This is a genomic window from Ramlibacter sp. bp-362 (assembly GCF_054956735.1).
Genome location: NZ_JBUDXE010000001.1, coordinates 433,876 through 453,729, shown reverse-complemented (window position 1 = coordinate 453,729; position 19,854 = coordinate 433,876). Strand labels below are relative to the sequence as shown.

General features: G+C 70.3%; 24 protein-coding genes. 17 read left to right on the top strand and 7 right to left on the bottom strand.

Annotated features, from left to right (window positions below):
- Nucleotides 1-2: 2 nt before the first annotated feature.
- The 10 genes from ACY0MJ_RS02320 (at nucleotide 3) to ACY0MJ_RS02275 (ending at nucleotide 9,629) form a co-directional block, all read left to right on the top strand.
- Entirely contained in the window at nucleotides 3-629 is a 627-nt protein-coding gene (locus ACY0MJ_RS02320; protein WP_462636651.1) for an NIPSNAP family protein, read from the top strand.
- Nucleotides 630-652: 23 nt separating this feature from the next.
- A complete protein-coding gene (locus ACY0MJ_RS02315) occupies nucleotides 653-2,308 on the top strand; it encodes an FAD-dependent oxidoreductase (protein WP_462636650.1) in 1,656 nt (551 codons plus the stop codon).
- Nucleotides 2,305-3,186, top strand: coding sequence for an IclR family transcriptional regulator (locus ACY0MJ_RS02310; RefSeq protein WP_462636649.1), 882 nt, complete (start codon nucleotides 2,305-2,307; stop codon nucleotides 3,184-3,186). Before ACY0MJ_RS02315 ends, ACY0MJ_RS02310 begins: the two co-directional genes overlap by 4 nt.
- A 16-nt stretch (nucleotides 3,187-3,202) precedes the next feature.
- Complete coding sequence (locus ACY0MJ_RS02305; RefSeq protein ID WP_462636648.1) at nucleotides 3,203-4,612, top strand: FAD-dependent oxidoreductase; 1,410 nt, start codon at nucleotides 3,203-3,205, stop codon at nucleotides 4,610-4,612.
- Between the two features lie 4 nt (nucleotides 4,613-4,616).
- Nucleotides 4,617-5,198, top strand: coding sequence for an NAD(P)H-dependent oxidoreductase (locus ACY0MJ_RS02300; protein WP_462636647.1), 582 nt, complete (start codon nucleotides 4,617-4,619; stop codon nucleotides 5,196-5,198).
- Entirely contained in the window at nucleotides 5,195-5,521 is a 327-nt protein-coding gene (locus ACY0MJ_RS02295; RefSeq protein WP_462636646.1) for an EthD family reductase, read from the top strand. The genes ACY0MJ_RS02300 and ACY0MJ_RS02295 overlap by 4 nt, the downstream gene beginning before the upstream one ends.
- A gap of 25 nt (nucleotides 5,522-5,546) precedes the next feature.
- Nucleotides 5,547-6,419 (top strand): class I SAM-dependent methyltransferase, encoded by an 873-nt coding sequence (locus tag ACY0MJ_RS02290; RefSeq protein WP_462636645.1) that lies wholly within the window; start codon nucleotides 5,547-5,549, stop codon nucleotides 6,417-6,419.
- A complete protein-coding gene (locus tag ACY0MJ_RS02285; protein ID WP_462636644.1) occupies nucleotides 6,416-6,985 on the top strand; it encodes a YdeI/OmpD-associated family protein in 570 nt (189 codons plus the stop codon). The genes ACY0MJ_RS02290 and ACY0MJ_RS02285 overlap by 4 nt, the downstream gene beginning before the upstream one ends.
- 120 nt (nucleotides 6,986-7,105) lie before the next feature.
- Nucleotides 7,106-7,540: an HU family DNA-binding protein gene (locus tag ACY0MJ_RS02280; protein WP_462636643.1), complete on the top strand. Its 435-nt coding sequence runs from the start codon at nucleotides 7,106-7,108 to the stop codon at nucleotides 7,538-7,540.
- 70 nt (nucleotides 7,541-7,610) lie between these two features.
- The gene (locus ACY0MJ_RS02275) at nucleotides 7,611-9,629 is read left to right on the top strand and encodes a hypothetical protein (protein WP_462636642.1); all 2,019 of its coding nucleotides are present in this window, start codon (nucleotides 7,611-7,613) and stop codon (nucleotides 9,627-9,629) included.
- 27 nt (nucleotides 9,630-9,656) lie between these two features.
- Here ACY0MJ_RS02275 and ACY0MJ_RS02270 read toward each other — a convergent pair whose 3' ends face one another.
- Nucleotides 9,657-9,929 carry an SWIB/MDM2 domain-containing protein gene (locus ACY0MJ_RS02270; protein WP_462636641.1) on the bottom strand — a complete coding sequence of 91 codons (273 nt, stop codon included), beginning with the start codon at nucleotides 9,927-9,929 and terminating at the stop codon, nucleotides 9,657-9,659.
- Nucleotides 9,930-10,024: 95 nt separating this feature from the next.
- Between ACY0MJ_RS02270 and ACY0MJ_RS02265 the strand changes: the two genes are divergently transcribed.
- The 3 genes from ACY0MJ_RS02265 to ACY0MJ_RS02255 all read left to right on the top strand — a co-directional run bounded on the left by ACY0MJ_RS02265 (nucleotide 10,025) and on the right by ACY0MJ_RS02255 (nucleotide 11,403).
- Complete coding sequence (locus ACY0MJ_RS02265) at nucleotides 10,025-10,468, top strand: nucleoside deaminase (RefSeq protein WP_462636640.1); 444 nt, start codon at nucleotides 10,025-10,027, stop codon at nucleotides 10,466-10,468.
- A 42-nt stretch (nucleotides 10,469-10,510) separates the two neighbouring features.
- On the top strand, nucleotides 10,511-10,717 hold the full coding sequence (locus ACY0MJ_RS02260) for a dodecin (protein ID WP_462636639.1): 207 nt from the start codon (nucleotides 10,511-10,513) through the stop codon (nucleotides 10,715-10,717).
- A 113-nt stretch (nucleotides 10,718-10,830) separates the two neighbouring features.
- Entirely contained in the window at nucleotides 10,831-11,403 is a 573-nt protein-coding gene (locus ACY0MJ_RS02255) for a type 1 glutamine amidotransferase domain-containing protein (protein ID WP_462636638.1), read from the top strand.
- A 27-nt stretch (nucleotides 11,404-11,430) separates the two neighbouring features.
- On the opposite strand, the gene ACY0MJ_RS02250 is transcribed toward ACY0MJ_RS02255, so the two are convergent.
- On the bottom strand, nucleotides 11,431-11,799 hold the full coding sequence (locus ACY0MJ_RS02250) for a dihydroneopterin aldolase (protein WP_462636637.1): 369 nt from the start codon (nucleotides 11,797-11,799) through the stop codon (nucleotides 11,431-11,433).
- Nucleotides 11,796-12,566 carry an SDR family oxidoreductase gene (locus tag ACY0MJ_RS02245; protein WP_462636636.1) on the bottom strand — a complete coding sequence of 257 codons (771 nt, stop codon included), beginning with the start codon at nucleotides 12,564-12,566 and terminating at the stop codon, nucleotides 11,796-11,798. Before ACY0MJ_RS02245 ends, ACY0MJ_RS02250 begins: the two co-directional genes overlap by 4 nt.
- A gap of 17 nt (nucleotides 12,567-12,583) precedes the next feature.
- On the opposite strand from ACY0MJ_RS02245, the gene ACY0MJ_RS02240 reads away from it, so the two are divergent.
- The 3 genes from ACY0MJ_RS02240 to ACY0MJ_RS02230 are packed head-to-tail and all read left to right on the top strand — an operon-like array spanning nucleotide 12,584 to nucleotide 14,829.
- On the top strand, nucleotides 12,584-13,678 hold the full coding sequence (locus ACY0MJ_RS02240) for a class I SAM-dependent methyltransferase (protein WP_462636635.1): 1,095 nt from the start codon (nucleotides 12,584-12,586) through the stop codon (nucleotides 13,676-13,678).
- A gap of 25 nt (nucleotides 13,679-13,703) precedes the next feature.
- Nucleotides 13,704-13,898 (top strand): DUF2905 domain-containing protein, encoded by a 195-nt coding sequence (locus tag ACY0MJ_RS02235; RefSeq protein WP_462636634.1) that lies wholly within the window; start codon nucleotides 13,704-13,706, stop codon nucleotides 13,896-13,898.
- Nucleotides 13,899-13,902: 4 nt separating this feature from the next.
- Nucleotides 13,903-14,829, top strand: coding sequence for an ROK family protein (locus tag ACY0MJ_RS02230; protein ID WP_462636633.1), 927 nt, complete (start codon nucleotides 13,903-13,905; stop codon nucleotides 14,827-14,829).
- Here the strand turns inward: ACY0MJ_RS02230 and ACY0MJ_RS02225 are convergent.
- From ACY0MJ_RS02225 to ACY0MJ_RS02210, 4 genes are read right to left on the bottom strand one after another with little or no spacing between them, the layout of a single operon-like run.
- Nucleotides 14,802-15,944 carry a multifunctional CCA addition/repair protein gene (locus ACY0MJ_RS02225; RefSeq protein WP_462636632.1) on the bottom strand — a complete coding sequence of 381 codons (1,143 nt, stop codon included), beginning with the start codon at nucleotides 15,942-15,944 and terminating at the stop codon, nucleotides 14,802-14,804. The genes ACY0MJ_RS02230 and ACY0MJ_RS02225 overlap by 28 nt on opposite strands.
- 7 nt (nucleotides 15,945-15,951) lie before the next feature.
- Nucleotides 15,952-16,635: a glutathione S-transferase family protein gene (locus ACY0MJ_RS02220; protein WP_462636631.1), complete on the bottom strand. Its 684-nt coding sequence runs from the start codon at nucleotides 16,633-16,635 to the stop codon at nucleotides 15,952-15,954.
- Nucleotides 16,636-16,684: 49 nt separating this feature from the next.
- Nucleotides 16,685-17,191 (bottom strand): MgtC/SapB family protein, encoded by a 507-nt coding sequence (locus ACY0MJ_RS02215; protein ID WP_462636630.1) that lies wholly within the window; start codon nucleotides 17,189-17,191, stop codon nucleotides 16,685-16,687.
- 3 nt (nucleotides 17,192-17,194) lie between these two features.
- The gene (locus tag ACY0MJ_RS02210) at nucleotides 17,195-19,192 is read right to left on the bottom strand and encodes a lytic transglycosylase domain-containing protein (protein ID WP_462636629.1); all 1,998 of its coding nucleotides are present in this window, start codon (nucleotides 19,190-19,192) and stop codon (nucleotides 17,195-17,197) included.
- A 9-nt stretch (nucleotides 19,193-19,201) separates the two neighbouring features.
- Between ACY0MJ_RS02210 and ACY0MJ_RS02205 the strand changes: the two genes are divergently transcribed.
- Nucleotides 19,202-19,801, top strand: a complete 600-nt coding sequence (locus ACY0MJ_RS02205; RefSeq protein ID WP_462636628.1) for a 5-formyltetrahydrofolate cyclo-ligase — start codon at nucleotides 19,202-19,204, stop codon at nucleotides 19,799-19,801.
- Nucleotides 19,802-19,854 lie beyond the last annotated feature (53 nt).

Below are 19,854 nucleotides of genomic sequence, written 5' to 3'. Positions count from 1 at the left end.
CCATGTACTACGAACTCGCCACCATGACCCTGCCATTCGGCACCGCTGCGCCGGCGGCAGAAAACGTCTTCGCCGCCACCACGGCGCCCGGATCGGCGGGCGAGCTGCTCGGGTGCTGGTCGACCGAGATCGGTCCGCTCAACCAGATGGTGGTGATGCGCGGATTCCAGGATCTGGAAACACTCCGCGCCGAAATGGAACGCACGCAGCGCGACGCCGATCCCTTCGGTTGCGGCGAGATCTTCCACGACATCGAGCAGCATGCCTACCGGGGCTTCGACTGGATGAAACCGGCGCGCCCGAGCCGCGAATCGGGCATCCAGGGTCCGGTGTACGAGATCCGCACTTACGGCATCAAGCCTGGCGGCCTGCAACCGACCATCGACTTGTGGCAGCAATACCTTCCAGGGCGCGAGGCGTTGTCGCCGTGCGTGGTCGCGATGGTTGCGCTCGACGGGCCGCCGCGCTTCGTCAACATCTGGGCGTACCCGAGCCTCGACGCCCGCAGCAAGTCGCGCGCGGACGCGGTGGCGCTGGGGCTGTGGCCGCCCGAGGGGGGACCCTCCCATCTGACGACCCGGATGACGTCGACGATCGCCCTGCCGACCAGGGTTTCGCCGCTGAACTGATCAGGACTTGCGGAGCAACAAGGTTGAAAACGACAGACGTTCTCGTGATCGGCGCCGGCGCCGCCGGCATGACGGCCGCCCTCGCTGCGCATGCGCGCGGGCTCGACGTGTGCGTGGTGGAGGCGACGAAGCAGGTCGGCGGAACCACCGCGACTTCGGCCGGCACGCTGTGGCTTCCCGGTCCGCGCGACACCGGCGCGCACGAGTACCTGCACGCGTGCATCGGGCCGGCGGCCAGCGAACGCAAGATCGCGGCCTTGCTCGCGTCCGGCCGCGAGCTCCTGGCTTTCCTCCACGCGCAGACGCAGGTACGGCTCGAGCCCGTCGCGGTGCATCCGGACTACCTGCAGTGGCTGCCGGGCGCATCGACGGGGGGCCGGGCGCATGCTCCGCGCGAATTCGACGGCCGGCGGCTCGGGGCGCGGTTCGCCCGCGTGCGGGCACCGCTGCCGGAGTTCATGGTGCTGGGCGGCATGATGGTCTCCAAGGCGGACATCCCGCGGTTGCTCGCCGCCCCACGCGATCCGAAGGCGGCATGGCATGCCGTGAAGCTCGTCTCGCGGTACGCGATGGACCGCCTCTCGGGGCATTCGCGCGGGACGCGGCTCGTCATGGGGAATGCGCTGGTGGCCCAGCTGTTCGCCTCCACGATCGACGCCGGGATCCCAACGGAGTTCGAGGCGGCCGTGACGCAGATCGCCCGGCGCGACGCTGGTTTCGAATGTGTCCTGCAAACGGCCCGGGCGGAGGTCGCGGTGCGGGTGCGCAAGGCCATCGTGCTGGCCTGCGGCGGCTATTCGGGGAACGCCGCCATGCGCGGGCAGTGGATGCCGGCTGCCGCCCAGGCGCTGACGGTGGCGCATGCCGGCAATGCCGGTGCCGGCATCGCGCTCGCGCGCTCCCTCGGCGCCGCGGTGGAGGCCGACCATGCGCAGCCGGCTTTCTGGATGCCGGTGTCCTCGATGACCCGAGCCGACGGAAGCAGGGCCGTGTTTCCGCACATCGTGCTCGACCGCGCCAAGCCCGGTTGCCTCGCGGTGGACGGCAGTGGGCGGCGCTTCACCAACGAAGCGGATTCGTACCACCACTTCTGCGAGGCCATGCTGCGGGAATCGCATCGGAAGCCGGGGCAGCGCTTCTTCCTGGTGGCCGACCGCGAGTTCGTGCGCCGCTACGGGATCGGAATGGTCCGGCCGGGTGCGAGCCTCGGCAGGTTCGTGCGCAGCGGCTACCTGCGCCGGGGCGCAGGGCCACGCGCTCTCGCGGCCGCACTGGGGCTGGACGCGGAGACCTTCTGCGCGACGCTCGCGCGCTACAACGCGCTGGCCGCAAGCGGCACCGACGAGGACTTCGCCCGGGGCCGCTCGGCCCTCAACCGGCACAACGGCGACCCGGCGGTCGGCCCCAATCCCTGCTTGCGGCCCCTGGACACCTCGGACCTGTGCGCCGTCGAACTCGAGGTGGCGGATCTCGGGACCAGCATCGGGCTCGCCGCGGACGAGGATGGACGGGTGCTCGATGCGAACGGGATGGCCATCGCCGGGCTCTACGCCTGCGGCAACGACATGGCCTCCGCGATGCGCGGCGCCTATCCGGGTCCCGGCACCACGCTCGGCCCGGGCATGACGTTCGCGTGGCGTGCAGCGCAGCACATCGCCGGCAGGGGAGGATCGCCTTGAGCTGGGCGCCGTCCTGCGTCAAGTCGGCCGATCGCGTGTTCGACCTGCTGGAGCTGCTGGCGGGCACGGGCCGGGCCATCGGCCATTCCGAGCTCTCGCGCCGCACGGCGATTCCCAAAGCCAGCCTCACGGCGCTGCTGCGCAACCTGGTCGCGCGCGGCTACGTCGAGTACGCGGAGCGCACGCAAGACTATCGCCTCGGCGAGCGGGCGTATGAACTGGCCCGGCGGGGCGCGCACCACCGTGCCCTGGTCCGGCTCAGCCAGCCCTGGCTGGAGCGCCTGGTCCAGGCCACGGGTGAATCGGCGTTCCTGACCGTGCTGCGCGACGACATGGCCGAGCGCATCGCCGCCGCCGAAACACCCCGCGCGGTCCTCTACACCACCCACGTGGGCGTGCTCTCGCCGCTCTACGCCACGTCGGGCGGCAAGATCCTGCTGGCCTGGCTGCCGCCCGCGGAACGCGAGGCCTACCTGCGCAAGGTGTCGCTGCGTCCACGCACGGAGAAGACGATCCGTTCCGTCTGCGTGCTGCGGCGGCAGCTGCAGGCCGCGCGCGAAGAAGGGGTCGCCTGGTCCTGGGGTGAATTCACCGCGGGCCTCGTCGGCGTGTCCGTGCCCGTACTCGACGTGCACGGCCGGGCCATCGCCGCGCTGGCCATCACGCTGCCGGAGAGCCGCTTCGACGAGGAGCGCAGCGACCGGATGCTGCAGGCGCTTCGATCCACGGCCGCGAGGCTCTCGGACGTGGTCGCGGCTGCCGCTCCCAACGAGCGTTCACATGCTCGAACAGCCGCTGTCGGCAGCCGCGCGTCGCGGCCACACTGTGCCCCGGATTCGAGCACCGATGCCGGTGCTCCAGCAAGGACACCGACATGACATCCAGGAGCCATCGATGAACAAGCCCGACACCCTGGGCATGGTGCGACAGCACATCCCGGTGACGGCGCAGGCCGACGTGGTGGTCATCGGCGCCGGGCCGGGCGGCTTTGCCGCCGCCTTGCGGGCGCGGCGGGAAGGTTGCAGCGTGATCCTGCTGGAGCGCTTCGACATGCCCGGCGGCGTGCACACCTCGGGCCTGCAGGGGCACGCGAACGCCGGCGTGGGCGGCATCCACACCGAGCTGATGGAGCGCTTCGCCGACGCGGGCTGCATCTACACGGTGACCGAAAAGGAGCTGCCCGATTGGGCAGGCAATCCCCTCTCGCATTACGAGCGCTACCTCCAGCCGGGCAGCGCGTTTTCGCGCAGTTCGTTCAATCCGGACGGCGCCGGCAACATCATGATCGCCATGCTCGAGGAGGCCGGCGTCCATGCGATCTACGGCGCGGCGTTCGCGGACGTCGAGATGGTGCGGGAAGGCGAGGGCCGCCGCATCACGCACGCCATCTACGAAACGGTCGAAGGCCGCCAGGCCGTGGCCGGGCGCGTGTTCGTCGACGGCACCGGCACCTCGGAAGTCGTGGCGCGCTCCGGGGCGCCCTTCGTGCGCGGCGGCGGCCGCCAGCCGGAAACCGTCCGGCACGACGGCGAAAGCCGCCCCGTGCCTGGTGGCCTGCTGTGGATCATGAGCGGCATCGACTTCGCGCGGACCGCGGCCTACCAGAAGCGGGCGAACGACGCCGACCTGGGCAAGCTGATCCGGAAGGCACGCGAGGCCGGAGACATCCCCGACCTGCTCTACCGGCCTCGCCTGGCGCAGACGGGGGTCTATGGCCACCACTACATCGGCCACCCCACGGTGGAAATGAGCCCGATCCAGGGGCCGGGCACGTTCATCCTCTGGCAGAACGTTCCCTACGAATGGGCCTTGCACCTCGAGGAGGATGCCGAACATGCGTCGCGCGCCAAGAAGGAGCTGCGCGCGCTCATCGACGCCGAGGCGCACTTCCTGGTCAAGTACGTGCCCGGCTTCGAGAATGCGTTCATCTCGCACGTGGGTCGCTACGTGGGCGTCCGCGACGGGCGCCATCCTGTCGGCGAGCACGTCTTCAGCATCGACGACGCGCGCACGGGACGCCACTTCGAGGATGCCGTGACCCGGCCGATGACTAGGACCTTCTTCTGGGACGCCCACGCGCGCTACAGCTTCGAGGTCCCCTACCGGAGCTTCCTGCCCAGGGAAGTGGACAATCTCCTGCTGACGGGCGCTTCGCTGTCGTTCACGTTCGAGACCATCTTCATGGTGATGCGCAATTTCCCCTGGTGCACGCAGACCGGCGAGATCGCCGGCCTGGCCGCCGCGCGCTCGATCGCGCAGGGCATCACGCCCAAGCAACTGCGCTGGACCGAACCGCTCTTCTGAACACATGGACCCGCAACGCCGCGCGCGCCTGGTGGTCGTCTCCGGGGGGACTGGTCGCCGATCACGCTCCAGGATCCTGGGCGAGGCGATCGCCGCGCGCGTGCAGTCGCGCCTGGCGGCCGACCGGGCCGACGTCGAGATCGGCGCCCTGGTGCCGGACTTCGGCGCCGTGCAGCAACGCAGGGACGTGACGGCGCGCGTGGAACAGGCATTGCGACGGATCGAGGAGGCCGACCTGCTCGTGGCGATCACGCCCGTCTACAAGGGATCGTACGCCGGGCACTTCAAGCACCTGTTCGACCTCGTGGACGCCGACGCGCTGGTGGGCACGCCGGTCGCACTGGGGGCCGCCGGCGGCGGCGAGCGCCATGCGCTGGTGGTGGAGCACCACTTGCGCCCCCTGTTCGGCTTCTTCCGGGCGCAGACCCTGCCGACCGCGGTCTATGCCTCGGAGGCGGAGTTCGAGGGCTGCGCGATCGGCTCGCAGGCGCTTCTGGCGCGCATCGAGGCGGTTGCAGTCGAAGCGGCGAGCCTGCCCCGGCTGCAACCCGGATCACCGGCAATGATGACAAGGAGAACCGCATGATCAAGGTCACCGTGATGTACCCCTACGCCGAAGGCGCGCGCTTCGACCACGCCTACTACCGCGACCGGCACATGCCGATGGTCAAGGCCAGGCTGGGCAGTGCCTGCCGCTACTACACGGTCGACCAGGGCGTTTCCGGCAGGGCGCCCGGCTCGCCGCCCGCCTTCGTGGCGATGTGCGCCTTCATCTGTGATTCGGCGGAAGCCTACGTGGCCGCCTTGCAGGACCACCTCTCCGAGGTCCAGGCCGACCTCGCCAACTACACCGACATCGTGCCGGTGGTCCAGTTCAGCGAGGTCGTCGTCGAGCGGTCGGATCGTTGAACGGACCGGATCGGACCGGATCGCCATGCCAGCCGATGCTTCACTCATCAGCGTCACCGCCAAGGTCTCTGCCTACTACCGCCAGTTCACGGACATCCGGTTTGCGCAGAATGCTGCCGAGCTCATCGGGGCTCGCACCGCGTTCGAGCAGATCCTGCGAGAGCATGGATTGGCGAGCGAAAACCTCACCTTCTACGCGCCCATGTTCGAGGCGCGCTACAAGAGCATCACGGAGCTGATCCGGAAATCGGGCGCATCGCAGGTGCTCGAACTCGCCAGCGGATACTCGCTTCGCGGCCTCGATCTCACCCGCCACGGCGGAATGCGCTATGTCGAGACGGACCTGCCTGGAGTCGTCCAGCCGAAGCTCGCCCTGCTGCAAGAGATTCGCAGGCGTCACGCCATTCGATCCAGCGCGCGGCACGTCGTGACGGCCGCAGATGCGCTCGACCTGGAAGAAGTCCGCGCGAGCGCGGCGTCCCTGGACGCCGGGGAGGGGCTGACCGTCTTGTGCGAGGGCTTGATCATGTATTTGTCCAGGGCCCAGACCGAGGTGCTCGCGCGCAACATTCGTCACCTGCTCGCCGGGTTTGCGGGCGGCTGCTGGATCACGCCGGACTTCACCTTCAGGGCGGAGGCCGGGAAGCTGTCAGCGGAGCGGGTACGGCTGCGCGAAGCGATCACGGGCGTGACCCAGCGGCAGCTCGACGCCTCCGCGTTCGAGGACGAGCAGGACCTTGTTGCGTTCCTGGGCCGCTTGGGCTTCCGCGTCCAGGTGCGCAGCCAGGTCGACGAAACGCCTTCGTTCTCTTCGCTCGGCGCCCTCGGGCTGCCTGCGACAGTGATCGAGCGGCTCCGGGGCACCTTGCGTGTGTGGGTCATGACGATCGGCACATGACCCACGAGCCCCTCCAATTCGCGAGCGCCCGCGCGTTCGAAGCGTGGCTGCGCAAGAACCACGCATCCTCCGATGGCATCTGGCTGCTGATCGGCAAGGCCGGCGCAGCGGAGCCGACAGTCACCTATCCGCGAGCCGTGGAGATCGCGCTCTGCCACGGCTGGATCGACGGGCAGAAGAAGGGCCTCGACGCGCAGCACTGGCTGCAGCGCTTCACGCCGAGGCGCGCGCGCAGCCTGTGGTCGAAGGTGAATCGCGAAAAGGCGGAGGCGTTGATCCAGGCAGGGCGGATGCAGCCCGCCGGCATGGCGGAAATAGCGCGCGCGAAGGCGGACGGGCGATGGGACGCGGCTTACGACGGGGCGCGGACGGCGGTCGTGCCGCCGGACCTGCAGGCGGCGCTCGATGCGCGGCCCGAAGCACGCAGCTTCTTCGCCCAGCTGGATGGTGCGAACCGCTATGCCGTGCTCTGGCGGGTCCAGACCGCGAAGCGCGCGGAGACGCGATCGAAGCGGATCGAAGCGATCGTGGAGATGCTCGCGCGCGGCGAGAAGATCCACGGCTGAAAGCGTTCCGGACGCTGGATGCCATCGCGAGCGACGCCGCCATTCCCGCACGCCCCGCACGCGCCTCACTAGAATTCAGGCACCTCGGGATTGCCGGGGCATCCACAAGCATTACTCAACATGGCAACAGCAAAGAAATCCAAGGCAGCCCCGAAGAAGGCCGCCGCTCCGAAGAAGACCACCAAGGCCGCGAGCGCGAAGGCGCCCCGCGCCGCCGCGAAGCCCGCGGCCGGCACGATGAAGCCGATCAAGGAGTCCCTGAACAAGACGGGCCTCGCGAACCACCTGTCGCAGGCGTCCGGCGTCGAGCCGAAGGCGGTGAAGGCCGTCATGTCGGCGCTCGAGGCCACCGTGCTCGCGTCCGTCAACAAGAAGGGCGCCGGCGCCTTCGTGCTGCCGGGCCTGCTGAAGGTGACCGCCGTGTCCGTTCCCGCCCGCAAGGCGCGCAAGGGCATCAATCCCTTCACGAAGGAAGAGACCGTCTTCAAGGCCAAGCCCGCCACCGTCAAGCTGAAGGTGCGGCCGCTGAAGAAGCTGAAGGACGCGGCCCTCTGAGCTGCCGCAACCCGCAGGAAAGGCCGCCGCGTGCGGCCTTTTTTGTTCCTTGTTGCTACAGTAGGCGCCGATGCATCGCCTTGGCGTCGCCCTCCTGATCTCCCTTGCGCTGGGCGGCGCGGCCGTCGCGCAAACACAGGACCGGCCGCCCCTGCCCGAACTCCTGCAGCGCGCCGGCGCCGCCAACAGCCGCGCCGCCCCCGACCTGTCGGGGCTCGACACCTCGCCGACGCGCGACCAGCAACTGCCCTTCTTCCGCGGCGTGATGACCGCGCCGCTCGATGCGCCTTACCGCGCCGGGATGCTGGCCGATTCCATCCGGGGCGCCGCCAAATCACCGCACGATGTGGTCGGCTGGGCCGGGGCGCTCACCGGCGCACGGCTGCAGCGTCCCATCGATGCCGGCATGGCCGCCGTCGAAGCGCGCCTGCGCGCCGCGCCCGATCCGCTGGAGGCCGGCCTGGCGTGGATGGCTTCGACGAAGGCCGGCGCCGGTTGGGTGCCGGTGTTGCCCGACCGAGCCCAGCTACCCGATCCCTTGCGCTACGAGCTCGCGCGCGTCCTCGCCGCGATGGCGTCCTCGCACGCTTTCCTGCAGCGCGCGTTCGAGCGCTTTCCGCCGGGCGTGCCGCCGCAGCTGCTGCGGCGGCAGGCGCTCGACGGCCAGATCGTCCCCTTCGAGACGCCGGACTTCCGGCAGCTGTTGCCGCTCGTGGAGCGCGAAGCCGTCCTCGGCGGCATGCTCGACCTGGTGGGCGCTGTCCAGCACCTGCAACAGTTCGTGAAGAGCGAAACGGCGCTGCCATCCGTGGCGTGGTCGCTGCAGACGCCCTTCGGCTGGATCGTCGTCGACACGACCGGCCGCGACAACCGGCACCGGTTGACGGAGCCCTTGCTGGTGATGGATGTCGGCGGCGACGACACCTACGAATTCGCGGACGACAGCGACACGCATGCCATCAGCGTGCTGCTGGACCATCGCGGCAACGACAGCTATGCGTCGAGTGCACGCGGCGCGGACCCGTCCAGCGCGACGCTCGGCTACGGCATCCTCTGGGATACCGAAGGCGACGACCGCTACCAGGGCACCTCGCAGGCGCAGGCATCCGCGCTCTTCGGCGCGGCCATGCTGGTCGACGGCGGCGGCAGCAATCGCTTCGTGGCGAGCAGCCATGCGCAGGCCCATGCGGTGGCAGGGATCGCGGTGCTGCTCAGTGCCGGCGGCGACGACGCGTTCACCGCGCAGACCTATGCGCAGGCCACGGGCGGGCCGGGCGGCGTCGCGCTCCTGGTCGACACCGGCGGCAACGATCGCTACACGCTGGGCAACGAGCCGCTGGTGCGGCCTTCGCCGCAACTGCCGGACCGCAACACGTCGATGGGGCAGGGCGCCGGCTACGGCGGGCGCGGCATCTTCCTCGACGGGCGTTCCACCGCCGGCGGCATCGGCCTGTTGCTGGACCTCGCGGGCAACGATCGCTACGAGGCGCAGGTGTTCGCGCAGGGCGTGGGCTACTACGAAGGCCTGGGCATGCTGCTGGACGACGGCGGCGACGACAGCTTCGAGGCCGCCTGGTACGCGATGGGGGCCGGTGTCCACTCCGCCGCGGGGCTGCTCCTCAAGCGCGGCGTCGGCAACGACGCGTACCGCTCGAGCCATGAGATCGTGCTGGGCGCCGCGAACGACCTGTCGGTGGGCGTGTTCGTGGACGAGGGCGGAGACGACGCGTACAGCGTCGGCCAGCTGAGCCTGGGCGTCGCGCACGCGAACAGCACCGGCGTCTTCGTCGACGGCGCGGGGAACGACCGCTACGCTGTCGTGTCGCCGACATGCCGTGCGCTGGGAGCCGCTTACATGCAAGCGTGGGGCAACGCGCGGGAGACGGTGCCGAGCCTCGGGCTGTTCATGGACCTCGGCGGCAGCGACGCCTACCCGGCGCACTGCGCGCGGGTGGCGAACAACAGCCTGTGGGCGGGCCCGCGTGCGTGGCCCGAGCTCGACCTGCGCAGCGAAGCCGGAGCGGGCGTCGACGGAGAATGGCCGATGCCCTTCCGGCTGCGCGCGATGACGCGGCCGGGGGCCCGCTGAGCACGGGCCCGCCGCGCCGGCTGGATGTCAGGTGGCGTGCAGGTGCTTGCCCACCAGGCCGGTCATCTCGAACATCGTCACCTCGGGCTTGCCCATCACTGCCTGCAGCTTCTCGTCGCAGAGGATGTTGCGCTTGTTGGCCGGGTTCTGCAGGTTGTGGGCCTTGATGTAGTCCCACAGGCGTTTCGTGGCCTCGGTGCGCGGCACGGGGTCCGGGCCGATCACGGCCGCCAGCTCGGGGCTGGGCTTGAGGGCCTTCATGAAGGCGGAGTTCTTCTTGGGCGTTGCGTCTTGGGTCATGCAGTCACTGGGTCAAAAAGGGGCAGCATACCCGCACCCGGAGGGCAGTAAGCTCCGGCTTGGCGGAATCCGGCCGCCGTGCGAAGGAGTCCCCGATGCCCAGCCATGAACAACTGCTGCGTGAAGCCGTCCGCCTCGCCCAGGTCAACCGAGAGGGCAGGGGCCGCCCCTTCGGCGCGGTGCTCGCCATCGACGGCGAGATCGTCGCCACCGGCGTCAACGAGATCGTGGACACCCACGATCCCACGACCCACGCCGAGATGCAGGCCGTGCGCGCCGCGAGCCGGCAGCTCGGCCGGCCCGACCTGCAGGGCAGCGTCATGTACGCGAGCGGCCATCCCTGCCCGATGTGCCTGGCGGCCATGGTGATCGCGCATGTCGATGCCGTGTACTACGCCTTCGACAACGCCGATGCCGCGCCCCATGGCTACTCCAGCGATCCGGCCTATCGCAAGCTGCGCCTGAGCCTGGATCCGCCGCCGTTGCCGCTGACGAAGCTCGCCGTCGGAATCGACCCCGGGGATGTCTACGGCGGGTAAGCTGGGTCCGCTGCGCCGCGCCAGCAAGCTTCAGGAGGCCCCATGTCCAACCACGTCTACAAGACCCTGGAAATCACCGGCTCGTCGCCCGTGGGCATCGAGGAGGCGGTCAACACGGCGGTCGCGAAGGCCGCCGAGACCGTGCGCAACATGCAGTGGTTCGAGGTCGTCGAGACGCGCGGCCACATCGACGAGGGCAAGGTCGCCCACTGGCAGGTCACGGTGAAGATCGGCTTCACCCTCGAATGAAGGCCGCCGGCCCGGATGGCTGGCGCGGGTTTTCCTACGCACGCTCGGGCCGGCGACGACACCGCCGTTTCCCTTCGCGCCGGATGCTTGCAGATCCCAACGGAGGAAATGCAATGGCACAGTCTGGACAGGATCTCAGCGGCTGCAAGGTGGCCATCCTGGTGGTCGACGGCTTCGAGCAGGTGGAAATGACCGAGCCGCGCAAGGCGCTGCAGCAAGCGGGCGCGCAGACCACGCTGGTCTCGCAGAAGCGGGGCCAGGTGCAGGGCTTCAACCACACCGACAAGGCGGACCGCTTCGACGTCGACGCGACCTTCGACGAATGCAGGCCGGAGGACTTCGACGCGGTGCTGCTGCCCGGCGGCGCCGTCAACGCGGATGCCATGCGCATCATCCCGCAGGCGCAGCAGTTCGTGCAGGCCATGGACCGGGGCGGCAAGCCGGTTGCGGTGATCTGTCACGGCGGCTGGCTGCTGGTTTCCGCCGGCCTCGTGAAGGGCCGCACGCTCACCAGCTGGCCCACGCTGCAGGACGACGTGCGCAATGCCGGCGGCACCTGGGTCGACCGCGAGGTGGTGCGTGATGGCAACTGGGTCTCCAGTCGCAAGCCGCAGGACATCCCGGCGTTCAATCGCGAGATGCTGGCGCTGTTCGCCTCGGCGCGGCAGGGCGAAGCGGCGCACTGAGCGCCCGGCTGAGGGGCGGCCCGGCGCTCACCAGAGCCCCGTCTCCACCCGGATCGCCACCTCGCAATCCTCGAAGATCTCCAGCTTCACGATCCGCACCCGCACGCCCAGCACGCCGGGCAGCTGCATCAGCCGGTGCGCCAGCTTGCCGATCAGCGTCTCCAGCAGGTTGACGTGCACGGCCGTGCACTCCTCGATGATGATGCGGCGCACCTTGCGGTAGTCCAGCACGTGGGTGATGTCGTCGTCGCTGGGCAGCAGCGGCTGCGTGCCCAGGTTCAGCTCGGCGTCGACCTGGATCGGTTGCGGCGCTTCCTTCTCGTGGTCGAGGATGCCCAGGGCGGCGTCGAAGCGCAGCCCTTCGAGCGTGAGGATCTGGGTGCCGGCCTTGCTCATTGCGGGTCCATCAGGGAGAAGTCGCGGTCGAACTTCATCAGGTGCTGGCCGCCGTCGACCAGCAGCGTGGTGCCGGTGATCGCGGGATTTTCCAGCGCGAAGCGCACCGCGTGCGCCACGTCTTCGGGGGTGGAGGAGCGGCCGAGCGGCGACAGCCGATGCAGCTGCTCGAAGCGCTCCTGCGACAGCAGGTGGCTGGTGAGCGTGAGCCCGGGCGCGACGCCGACCACGCGCACGCCCGGCGCGAGCGCCTGGGCGAGCAGCGTGGTCGCGCTTTCCAGCGCGGCCTTCGACAGCGTGTAGCTGAAGAAATCGGGATTCGGGTTCCAGAGCTTCTGGTCCAGCAGGTTGACGACCGCGCCGCTCGCCTGCCGTCCGCGCAGGTGCCCGGCCAGCGCCTGCGCCAGCAGGACCGGCGCCGCCGTGTTGGCGACCATGTGCGCCACGAGCGAGGCCACGCCGAAGCTGGCCGCATCGTCGTGCTCGAAGCGCGAGGCGTTGTTCACCACCGCATCGACGCTGCCGAAATGCGCGATCACCTGCGGCAGCAGGCCGCGCACCTGCGCCTCGTCCTGGAGGTCGGCCTGGAAGGCCTGCGACGGCGCATGGCGGGCGCAGTCGGCCGCCGTCTGCCGCGCCTCGTCGGCCGAGCCGCGGTAGTGCACCGCCACCTGCCAGCCGGCGGCGGCGAGCTCCAGCGCGATGGCGCGGCCGAGGCGCCGGGCTGCCCCGGTGACCAGCACGGTGCGGCCAGCGGCGCGGCTCATTGGCGGACAATGGTGCGGTGGACCCACATGCATCCAGTGTAACGACGGCGCTCCAGAAGCTCATCACGGAACAGGTCGAGCGGGCGGGCGGCTGGCTGCCTTTCGACCGCTACATGGCCCTGGCCTTGTACGCGCCGGGCCTGGGCTACTACGCCAACACCGCGCGCAAGTTCGGGATGATGCCGGGCTCGGGCAGCGATTTCGTCACCGCCCCCGAGCTCAGCCCGCTCTTCGGCCACACGCTGGCCGTGCAGCTGGCCGAGGCGCTGGAGCAGACCGGCACCAGCGAGATCTGGGAGTTCGGCGCCGGCTCCGGCGCGCTGGCGCGCGAGCTGCTGGCGGCGCTGGGGCCCAGGGTGCAGCGCTACACCATCGTCGAACTGTCGGCCTCGCTGCGCGAGCGCCAGCAGCAGGCGCTGGCCGCCTTCGCCGACAAGGTGCAATGGGCCTCGGAGCTGCCGGAGGCGATCCGCGGGGTGATCGTGGGCAACGAGGTGCTCGACGCGATGCCCGTGAAGCTGATCGCGCGCAAGAACCTCGTGTGGCACGAGCGCGGCGTCGCGCTGGCCGACGGGCGCCTGGCGTGGAGCGACGTGCTCACGCACCTGCGGCCGCCGGTGGAACCGGCCGGCACGCACGACTACTGCACCGAGCTGCACCACCAGGCGCAGGCCTTCATGCGCACGCTGGCCGAGCGCCTGGAGGCGGGCGCCGCCTTCTTCATCGACTACGGCTTTCCCGAAGCCGAGTACTACCACCCACAGCGCCACATGGGCACGCTGATGTGCCATCGCGCGCACCGCGCCGACCCCGACCCGCTGGAATCGCCCGGCGAGAAGGACATCACCAGCCACGTCGACTTCACCGGCATCGCCGTCGCGGCGCAGGACGCCGGCCTGCCCACGCTCGGCTTCGCGACGCAGGGCCGCTTCCTCCTGAACTGCGGCATCGCCGAACGCATGGCGGCCGCCTCGCTGGCGGAGCAGGCCGCCGCGCAGCGCCTGGTCGCCGAGCACGAGATGGGCGAGCTGTTCAAGGTGATCGCCTTCCAGCGCGGGCCCTTCTGGGATGCCATCGGCTTCCGGCAAGGCGACCGCACGCACACCCTCTAGCCGATTTGCGGGCACACTCCTTCCCATGATTCGCTGGATGATCGTCGTCTTCCTCGCGCTGGTGCTGATCAGCTGGTTCTCGCCCGCGCTGCAGAAGCTCGGCTTCGGCCGGCTGCCGGGCGACCTGCGCTTCAAGCTGTTCGGCCGCGACATGTTCGTCCCGCTCACGTCGACCATCCTGCTGAGCATGCTGGCCGCGGCGATCGCGAAGTACCTCTGAGCCCATGAAAGCCTGCATCGACATCGGCGGCACCAAGGTCGCGGTGAGCCTGAACACCGGCGCCGGGCTGGACCTGATCGCGCGGCGCAGCGAACCGACGGCCAAGACCGGCCCCCAGGATGCGCTGGCGCAGCAGGTGATCCGCCTCGTGGACGAGTCCTGCGCCGAGATCGGCATCGATCCCTCGCGCGTGCAGCGCGCGGGCGTGTCCTCGGCCGGGCCCTTCGTGCTCAATGGCGGCATGGTGGAACTGGCCAGCCCCAACATCTGCGGCGGCCTCGCGGGGCCCGCCCGCGGCCTGCCCAACGACTGGATGACGGCGCCCATGGAGGCGCCGCTGCGCCAGCGCTTCCGCGAGCAGGTGCGGGTGGAGAACGACGCCGTCGGCGCGCTCGAGGCCGAGCGCCGCTGGGGCGCGCTGCAGGGCTTCGAGCACTGCGCCTACGTCACCTGGAGCACCGGCGTCGGCATGGGGCTGTGCGTCGACGGCCGCGTGCTGCGCGGCAAGAACGGCAACGCCGGCCACGGCGGCCACATGTTCGTGAGCGACAACGACGACGCCCTGTGCGGCTGCGGCAACGTCGGCGACGTGGAGGCGCTGGTGGCGGGCAACGCGGTGGCGCGCCGCTTCGGCGCCGACGCGGCCACGCTGCTGCAGCGCGCGCGCGCCGGCGAGCCGGCCGCGATCGCCACGGTGGAGGAGCTGTGCCGCGTCATGGGACGGGCGCTCTACAACATCACGGTGCTCCTCGACCTGCAGCGCATCAGCCTCGGCGGCAGCGTGTTCTTCCACAACCAGGAATACCTGCTGCCGCGCCTGCAGGCGCAGCTGGCCGGCAAGCTGCCGGCGCTCACCAACGCGTGCGAGCTCGTGCCCGCCGGCCTGGGCGACCGCGTCGGCGACTACGCCGCGCTGGCCTTGCTCGTCTGAAGCTTCGCCACGGCCGCGGTGCGGGCCTGCTGGATGCGCTCGCCGATGCGGTCGGCCACGAGTCCCTCTTTCCTCGCCTGCGCGGCGACCTGCGCGGTGTCCACGGCGCGCGCGGCCGCCAGCGCGGCCAATAGCTGCGCTCGCTGCGAGTAGGGCGCCTCGGCCTTTCCCGCGCCCCGCGCATCGCACTCGCAGGCGAGCAGGATGTCCTCGAAGCGCTGCGGCTTGCGGAAGGCGTCGCAGCGTTCCAGCAGGCGCACCACCGCCGCCGCGTCGAGACCGGCGCTCGCGTGGATGGCCGCGTGTTCGCGCGCCGCCACCTCGGCCAGCTCGCGGCATTCGTTGGGCACGCGCAGCCGGGTGCACAGCGCCTTGAGCCGCTCGACGCCGTCGGGTCCGAAGTCCAGCGTGAGGCAGGCGAAGCGCACCGGCAGCGGCGCCGCGAGCGCCGCGCTGAAGTCCAGCACCCGCATGCGGCGCTCGCCCGCGTCGAGCTCGGGCAGGATGCGCTCCAGCGCGCCGCAGGCATCCAGCAGTTCGAACATGCGCGAGGGCCGCGGCTCCATCAGGCCGCGCGCGAGCTCCTGCCACACGCGCTCGGGCACCAGCGCGTCGGCCTCGCCCTCGTGCACCATCGCGCGCATCAGCGCCAGCGTCTCGGGCGCGAGGCTGAAGTCGGCGAAGCGCGCGGCGAAGCGGGCCACGCGCAGGATGCGCACCGGGTCCTCGCGGAAGGCTTCGGTCACGTGCCGCAGCACCTTGTGGCGCAGGTCCTGCTGGCCCCCGAAGGGATCGATCAGCGCGCCGTCCTCGGCCTGCGCGATCGCGTTGATCGTGAGGTCGCGCCGCGCCAGGTCCTGCTCCAGCGTGACGTCGGGCGCGGCGTGGACCTGGAAGCCGTGGTAGCCGCGGGCCGTCTTGCGCTCGGTGCGGGCGAGCGCGTATTCCTCGCGCGTCTCCGGATGCAGGAAGACCGGGAAGTCCTTGCCCACCGGCAGGAAGCCCGCGTCGATCATCTGGTCGGGCGTCGCGCCCACCACCACCCAGTCCTGGTCGTTCACCGGCAGGCCCAGCAGCGCATCGCGCACCGCGCCGCCGACCCGGAAGGTCCGCATGCGGCGCTTACCGCCCGAGCCGGTACGGCTCCTCGAAGGGCCGGAAGTCCTGCTCCGCGAGCGCGTCGTCCACCCAGGCCTTCACGCCCGGCAGCGCGCAGGCGCGTTCCACGTAGGCCTGGATCTCCTTCGGAACCGGAAGCTGGTAGGTGCGCAGCCGCATGCACACGGGGGCGAAGAAGGCGTCCGCGACGCTGAACTCGCGGAAGAGCAGCGGGCCGCCGTGTTCGTCCAGGAGGGACGTCCACATCCCCACCAGCCGCTCGACATCGGCGCGCACGTCGGGCTTGTCTCGCCAGGCCAGCGCGCCGACCTGCGGCAGCGAGGCCTCGATGTTCATGGGGCAGGCGCCGCGCAGGGCGGAGAAGCCGGAGTGCATCTCGGCGCAGACGCTGCGCGCCCGCGCGCGCGCCTTCGCGTCGCGCGGCCACAGGTGGCGGTCGGGGAACTTCTCCGCCACGTATTCGGCGATGGCCAGCGAGTCCCACACCGCGAAGCCGTCGTCCACCAGCACCGGCACCTTGCCGGCCGGGTTGACCTTGAGCACGCCGCGCTTGAAGTCCGAATCGGGATCGAAGGCGTCGAAGCGCAGCTTCTCCTCGGTGAAGGGAATGCCCGCCTGCTTCAGCAGCACCCACGGGCGCATCGACCAGGACGAGTAGTTCTTGCTGCCGATGAACAGGGTAAGCATCGCCGCCTCCTTTGCCTTGATGGGCGGCATCGTAGCAAGGGACGGCGCTTCAGTCCTCCGGGCCCTGCTCCTGGCCCTTCAGGCCCATGCGGCGGATCGGCCGCTCCAGCGCCAGGATGGACAGCACCAGCAGCGCCGCCATCACGGCCGTCGCCTCGCGGCCCAGGCCGGCGGCGATGCCGATGCCCGCCGTCATCCACACGCCGGCGGCCGTGGTGAGGCCGTGCACCTGTTCCTCGCGTTCCAGCTTCAGGATGGCGCCGGCGCAGACGAAGCCGACGCCGGCCAGCAGGCCCTGCAGCACGCGGCTGAGCGCGTCCTTCTCCAGGCCCGCCTGCACCGAGACGACGACGATCAGCGCCGAAGTGGCCGACACCAGCATGTAGGTGCGGATGCCCGCCGGCTTGCCCTGGCGCTCGCGCTCGAGGCCCAGCACGCCGCCCAGCGCCGCGGCGACCAGCAGGCGCACGACGACCTGCGTGACCTGTTCGAGCTGGCCGAGGTCCGAGAACTCGCCGACGACCGTCCGCCAGATCGTGTCCCAGGCCGCGGCCATCGTTCAGGGCAGCTCGGTGTCCGGCGTGGGCTGCGCGATGTCGCGCGGCCCGATGCGGCCCAGGCGCGCCTTCAGCGACTGTGGCTGGCCCGTGAGCAGCGCCGCGTAGAAGGTCGTGTTGGCCAGCACCTTCTTCACGTAGTCGCGCGTTTCCGTGAAGGGCACGTTCTCCGCCCAGGCGGCGCCTTCCATTTCCGGGCCGTTGCGCCAGGCGCGCGGGCGGCTCGGGCCGGCGTTGTAGGCCGCCGCGGCCATGGGCAGCGAGCCGCCGAAGTCGTCCAGCACCAGCTTCAGGTAACCGGTGCCGATGGCGATGTTGATGTCGCGGTCGTGCAGCTGGTCGGTCTTGAAGGTGGACATGCCCAGCTTGCGCGCCGTCCAGCGCGCCGTGGCGGGCATCACCTGCATCAGGCCCGAGGCGCCGACGCCGGAGCGCGCGTCCATGATGAAGCGGCTTTCCTGCCGGATCAGGCCGTAGACGTAGGCGGGGTCGAGCTCGATGTCGCGGGCGCGCTTGAGCACGGCCTCGCGGAAGGGCGTGGGGTAGCGCTGGTCGACGTCGAATTCGGCCTTGGTGCGCTCGCTGGTGTTGATGCAGCGGTCCCAGACCTCGCGATCGCAGGCGAACTCCGCCGCGGCGAGCAGCTCGCGGTCACCCATGCCGCCGGGCGTGTGCAGGTTGGTCCAGTAGTTCCACTCGCGGTTGCCTTCGGAGCGCAGGCCGATCGAGATGGCGTACAGCGCGCGGTTCAGGCCCGGGTCCTGGCGGGCGGCCTTCTTCTCCTCGTCCGTCAGCGGCAGCGGCTTGCCGGGCACGGTGATCTTCTGGCCCAGTTCCTCCAGCGCCAGCTGGCCGTAGAACTCGCGCGGCGAGGCGATGGACTCGTACAGCTTCTGCGCTTCGGCGCGTCGCGCCTCGTCCTTCGGATGCCTGGCCAGCAGCGCGCGGGCGCGCCAGTAGGTCCACGCGGGCTCGGACTGGCCGTCCTCGCTCATCGCCTTGACGGCTTCCAGCACGTTGCCCCAGTCGGGACCCTTGGGTGCGCGCAGGGCGGCGCGGACCTTCCAGCCGAGCAGCTCGTCGGTGAGCACCTTGTCGCGCTTGACCTGCGAGAACCAGCCATTGGCTTCGGGCATGAGCCGCTGCGCGGCCTCGCGGCCGATCGCGCCCCAGACCCAGTCGCGCTCCTCGGGGCTCAGTTGCGGGCCCCACTTGTTCTCCATCAGCGCCGCGGCGTTCTCCGCGTCGGTGGTGGCCAGCTTGATCAGCGCCAGGCCGATCATCTCGCGCTTGGCGCGGGACACGGCCGTCACGCGGGTGGTGAGGAAGCGGGTGGGGCGGGCGTTGAGTTCCGTGAGCAGCGGCAGCGCCTCGGGCTTGATCATCTCCAGCGCCGCGGCGGCGGTGCGCGGCCGGTTGGATTCGACGGACTGGCGCACCTTGCGCCACACGTCGGCCGTCGTCAGGCGGCCCGCGCCCGTACCCTTGCCGAGCAGCGCGGTGGCCGCCACCGTGCAGCCGTGCTCGGCGTCGGTGTCGCGCAGCGCGAGCCAGTGCGTGCGCACCTCCTCCGCGGCGGCGGGCACGGCGTCGGGGTCGCGCATGGACTGCACCAGCAGCGCGTAGCAGCGCACCTCGCGGTCGTCGCGCATGCGGAACTTGGGATAGGCCTGCGCGAAGGTGTCCCAGTCGCGCTTCTTGCCGAGCTCGAGCAGCCAGTCGTTGCGCAGGCGATCCTCCTGGTAGGTGCCCGGGAAGCGCGCCAGGAACTGCTGCACCTCCTGGGCGCTGGCGGTCTCCAGCCTGGCTTTCAGCTCCCAGTACGCGGCCCACGGCTCCAGCACGTGGCCTTGCGCGAGCGGCAGCAACTGCGCCAGGCGGGCCTTGTTGCCCTTCTGGAAGGCCTGCTGCATCTCCAGGATCACGTCGTCGCGGGGCTGCGCCTGCACGCAACCCACGAGAAGGATGGCCAGGGATGCCAGAATCGATCGCAACTTCATCGGGAAATTATGGACAGGTCGGAAGAAAAAAGGGCCTTGCGCAAGAAGCTGGTGGAACAGCGCCTGAACATGCCGGACCGCCTGCGGCGCGCCGACCTGCTGCAGCAGGTGATGCGCATCTGGCTGGTGGGCCGGACCGACACCGTGATCGGCGCGTACTGGCCGATCAAGGGCGAGTTCGACCCCCTGCCGGCGCTGCACCGCTGGAAGGAGGACGGCGAACTGCTGGACGAACCGCAGTTGCGAAGGATCGGGCTGCCGGTGGTGGACAAGCTCCATCAGACGCTCAAATTCCATGCATGGTTCCCCGGCTGCCCGATGGAGGAGGACGCGTACGGCATCCCCAAGCCGAAGGACACCGAAATCGTGGTGCCGACTTTGCTCTTCGTGCCTTGCGTTGGCTATGGCGTGGGGGGGTATCGCCTTGGATACGGTGGGGGCTTCTACGACCGCACGCTGGCTCAGCTGCGGCCCAGGCCGTACACCGTCGGCCTCGGTTTCGCCGCCGGCTTCGTCCCCAGCTTCGAGCCGGAACCGCACGACGTGCCGCTGGACGCGATCCTCAACGAGCTGGGCGTGGTGTGGCCGATGGCGCTCGGCGACGACTGAGGAAATCGTCATCACCGCGCGGCGCGGCGCGCGAGGCCGGTCTGGCACGGATG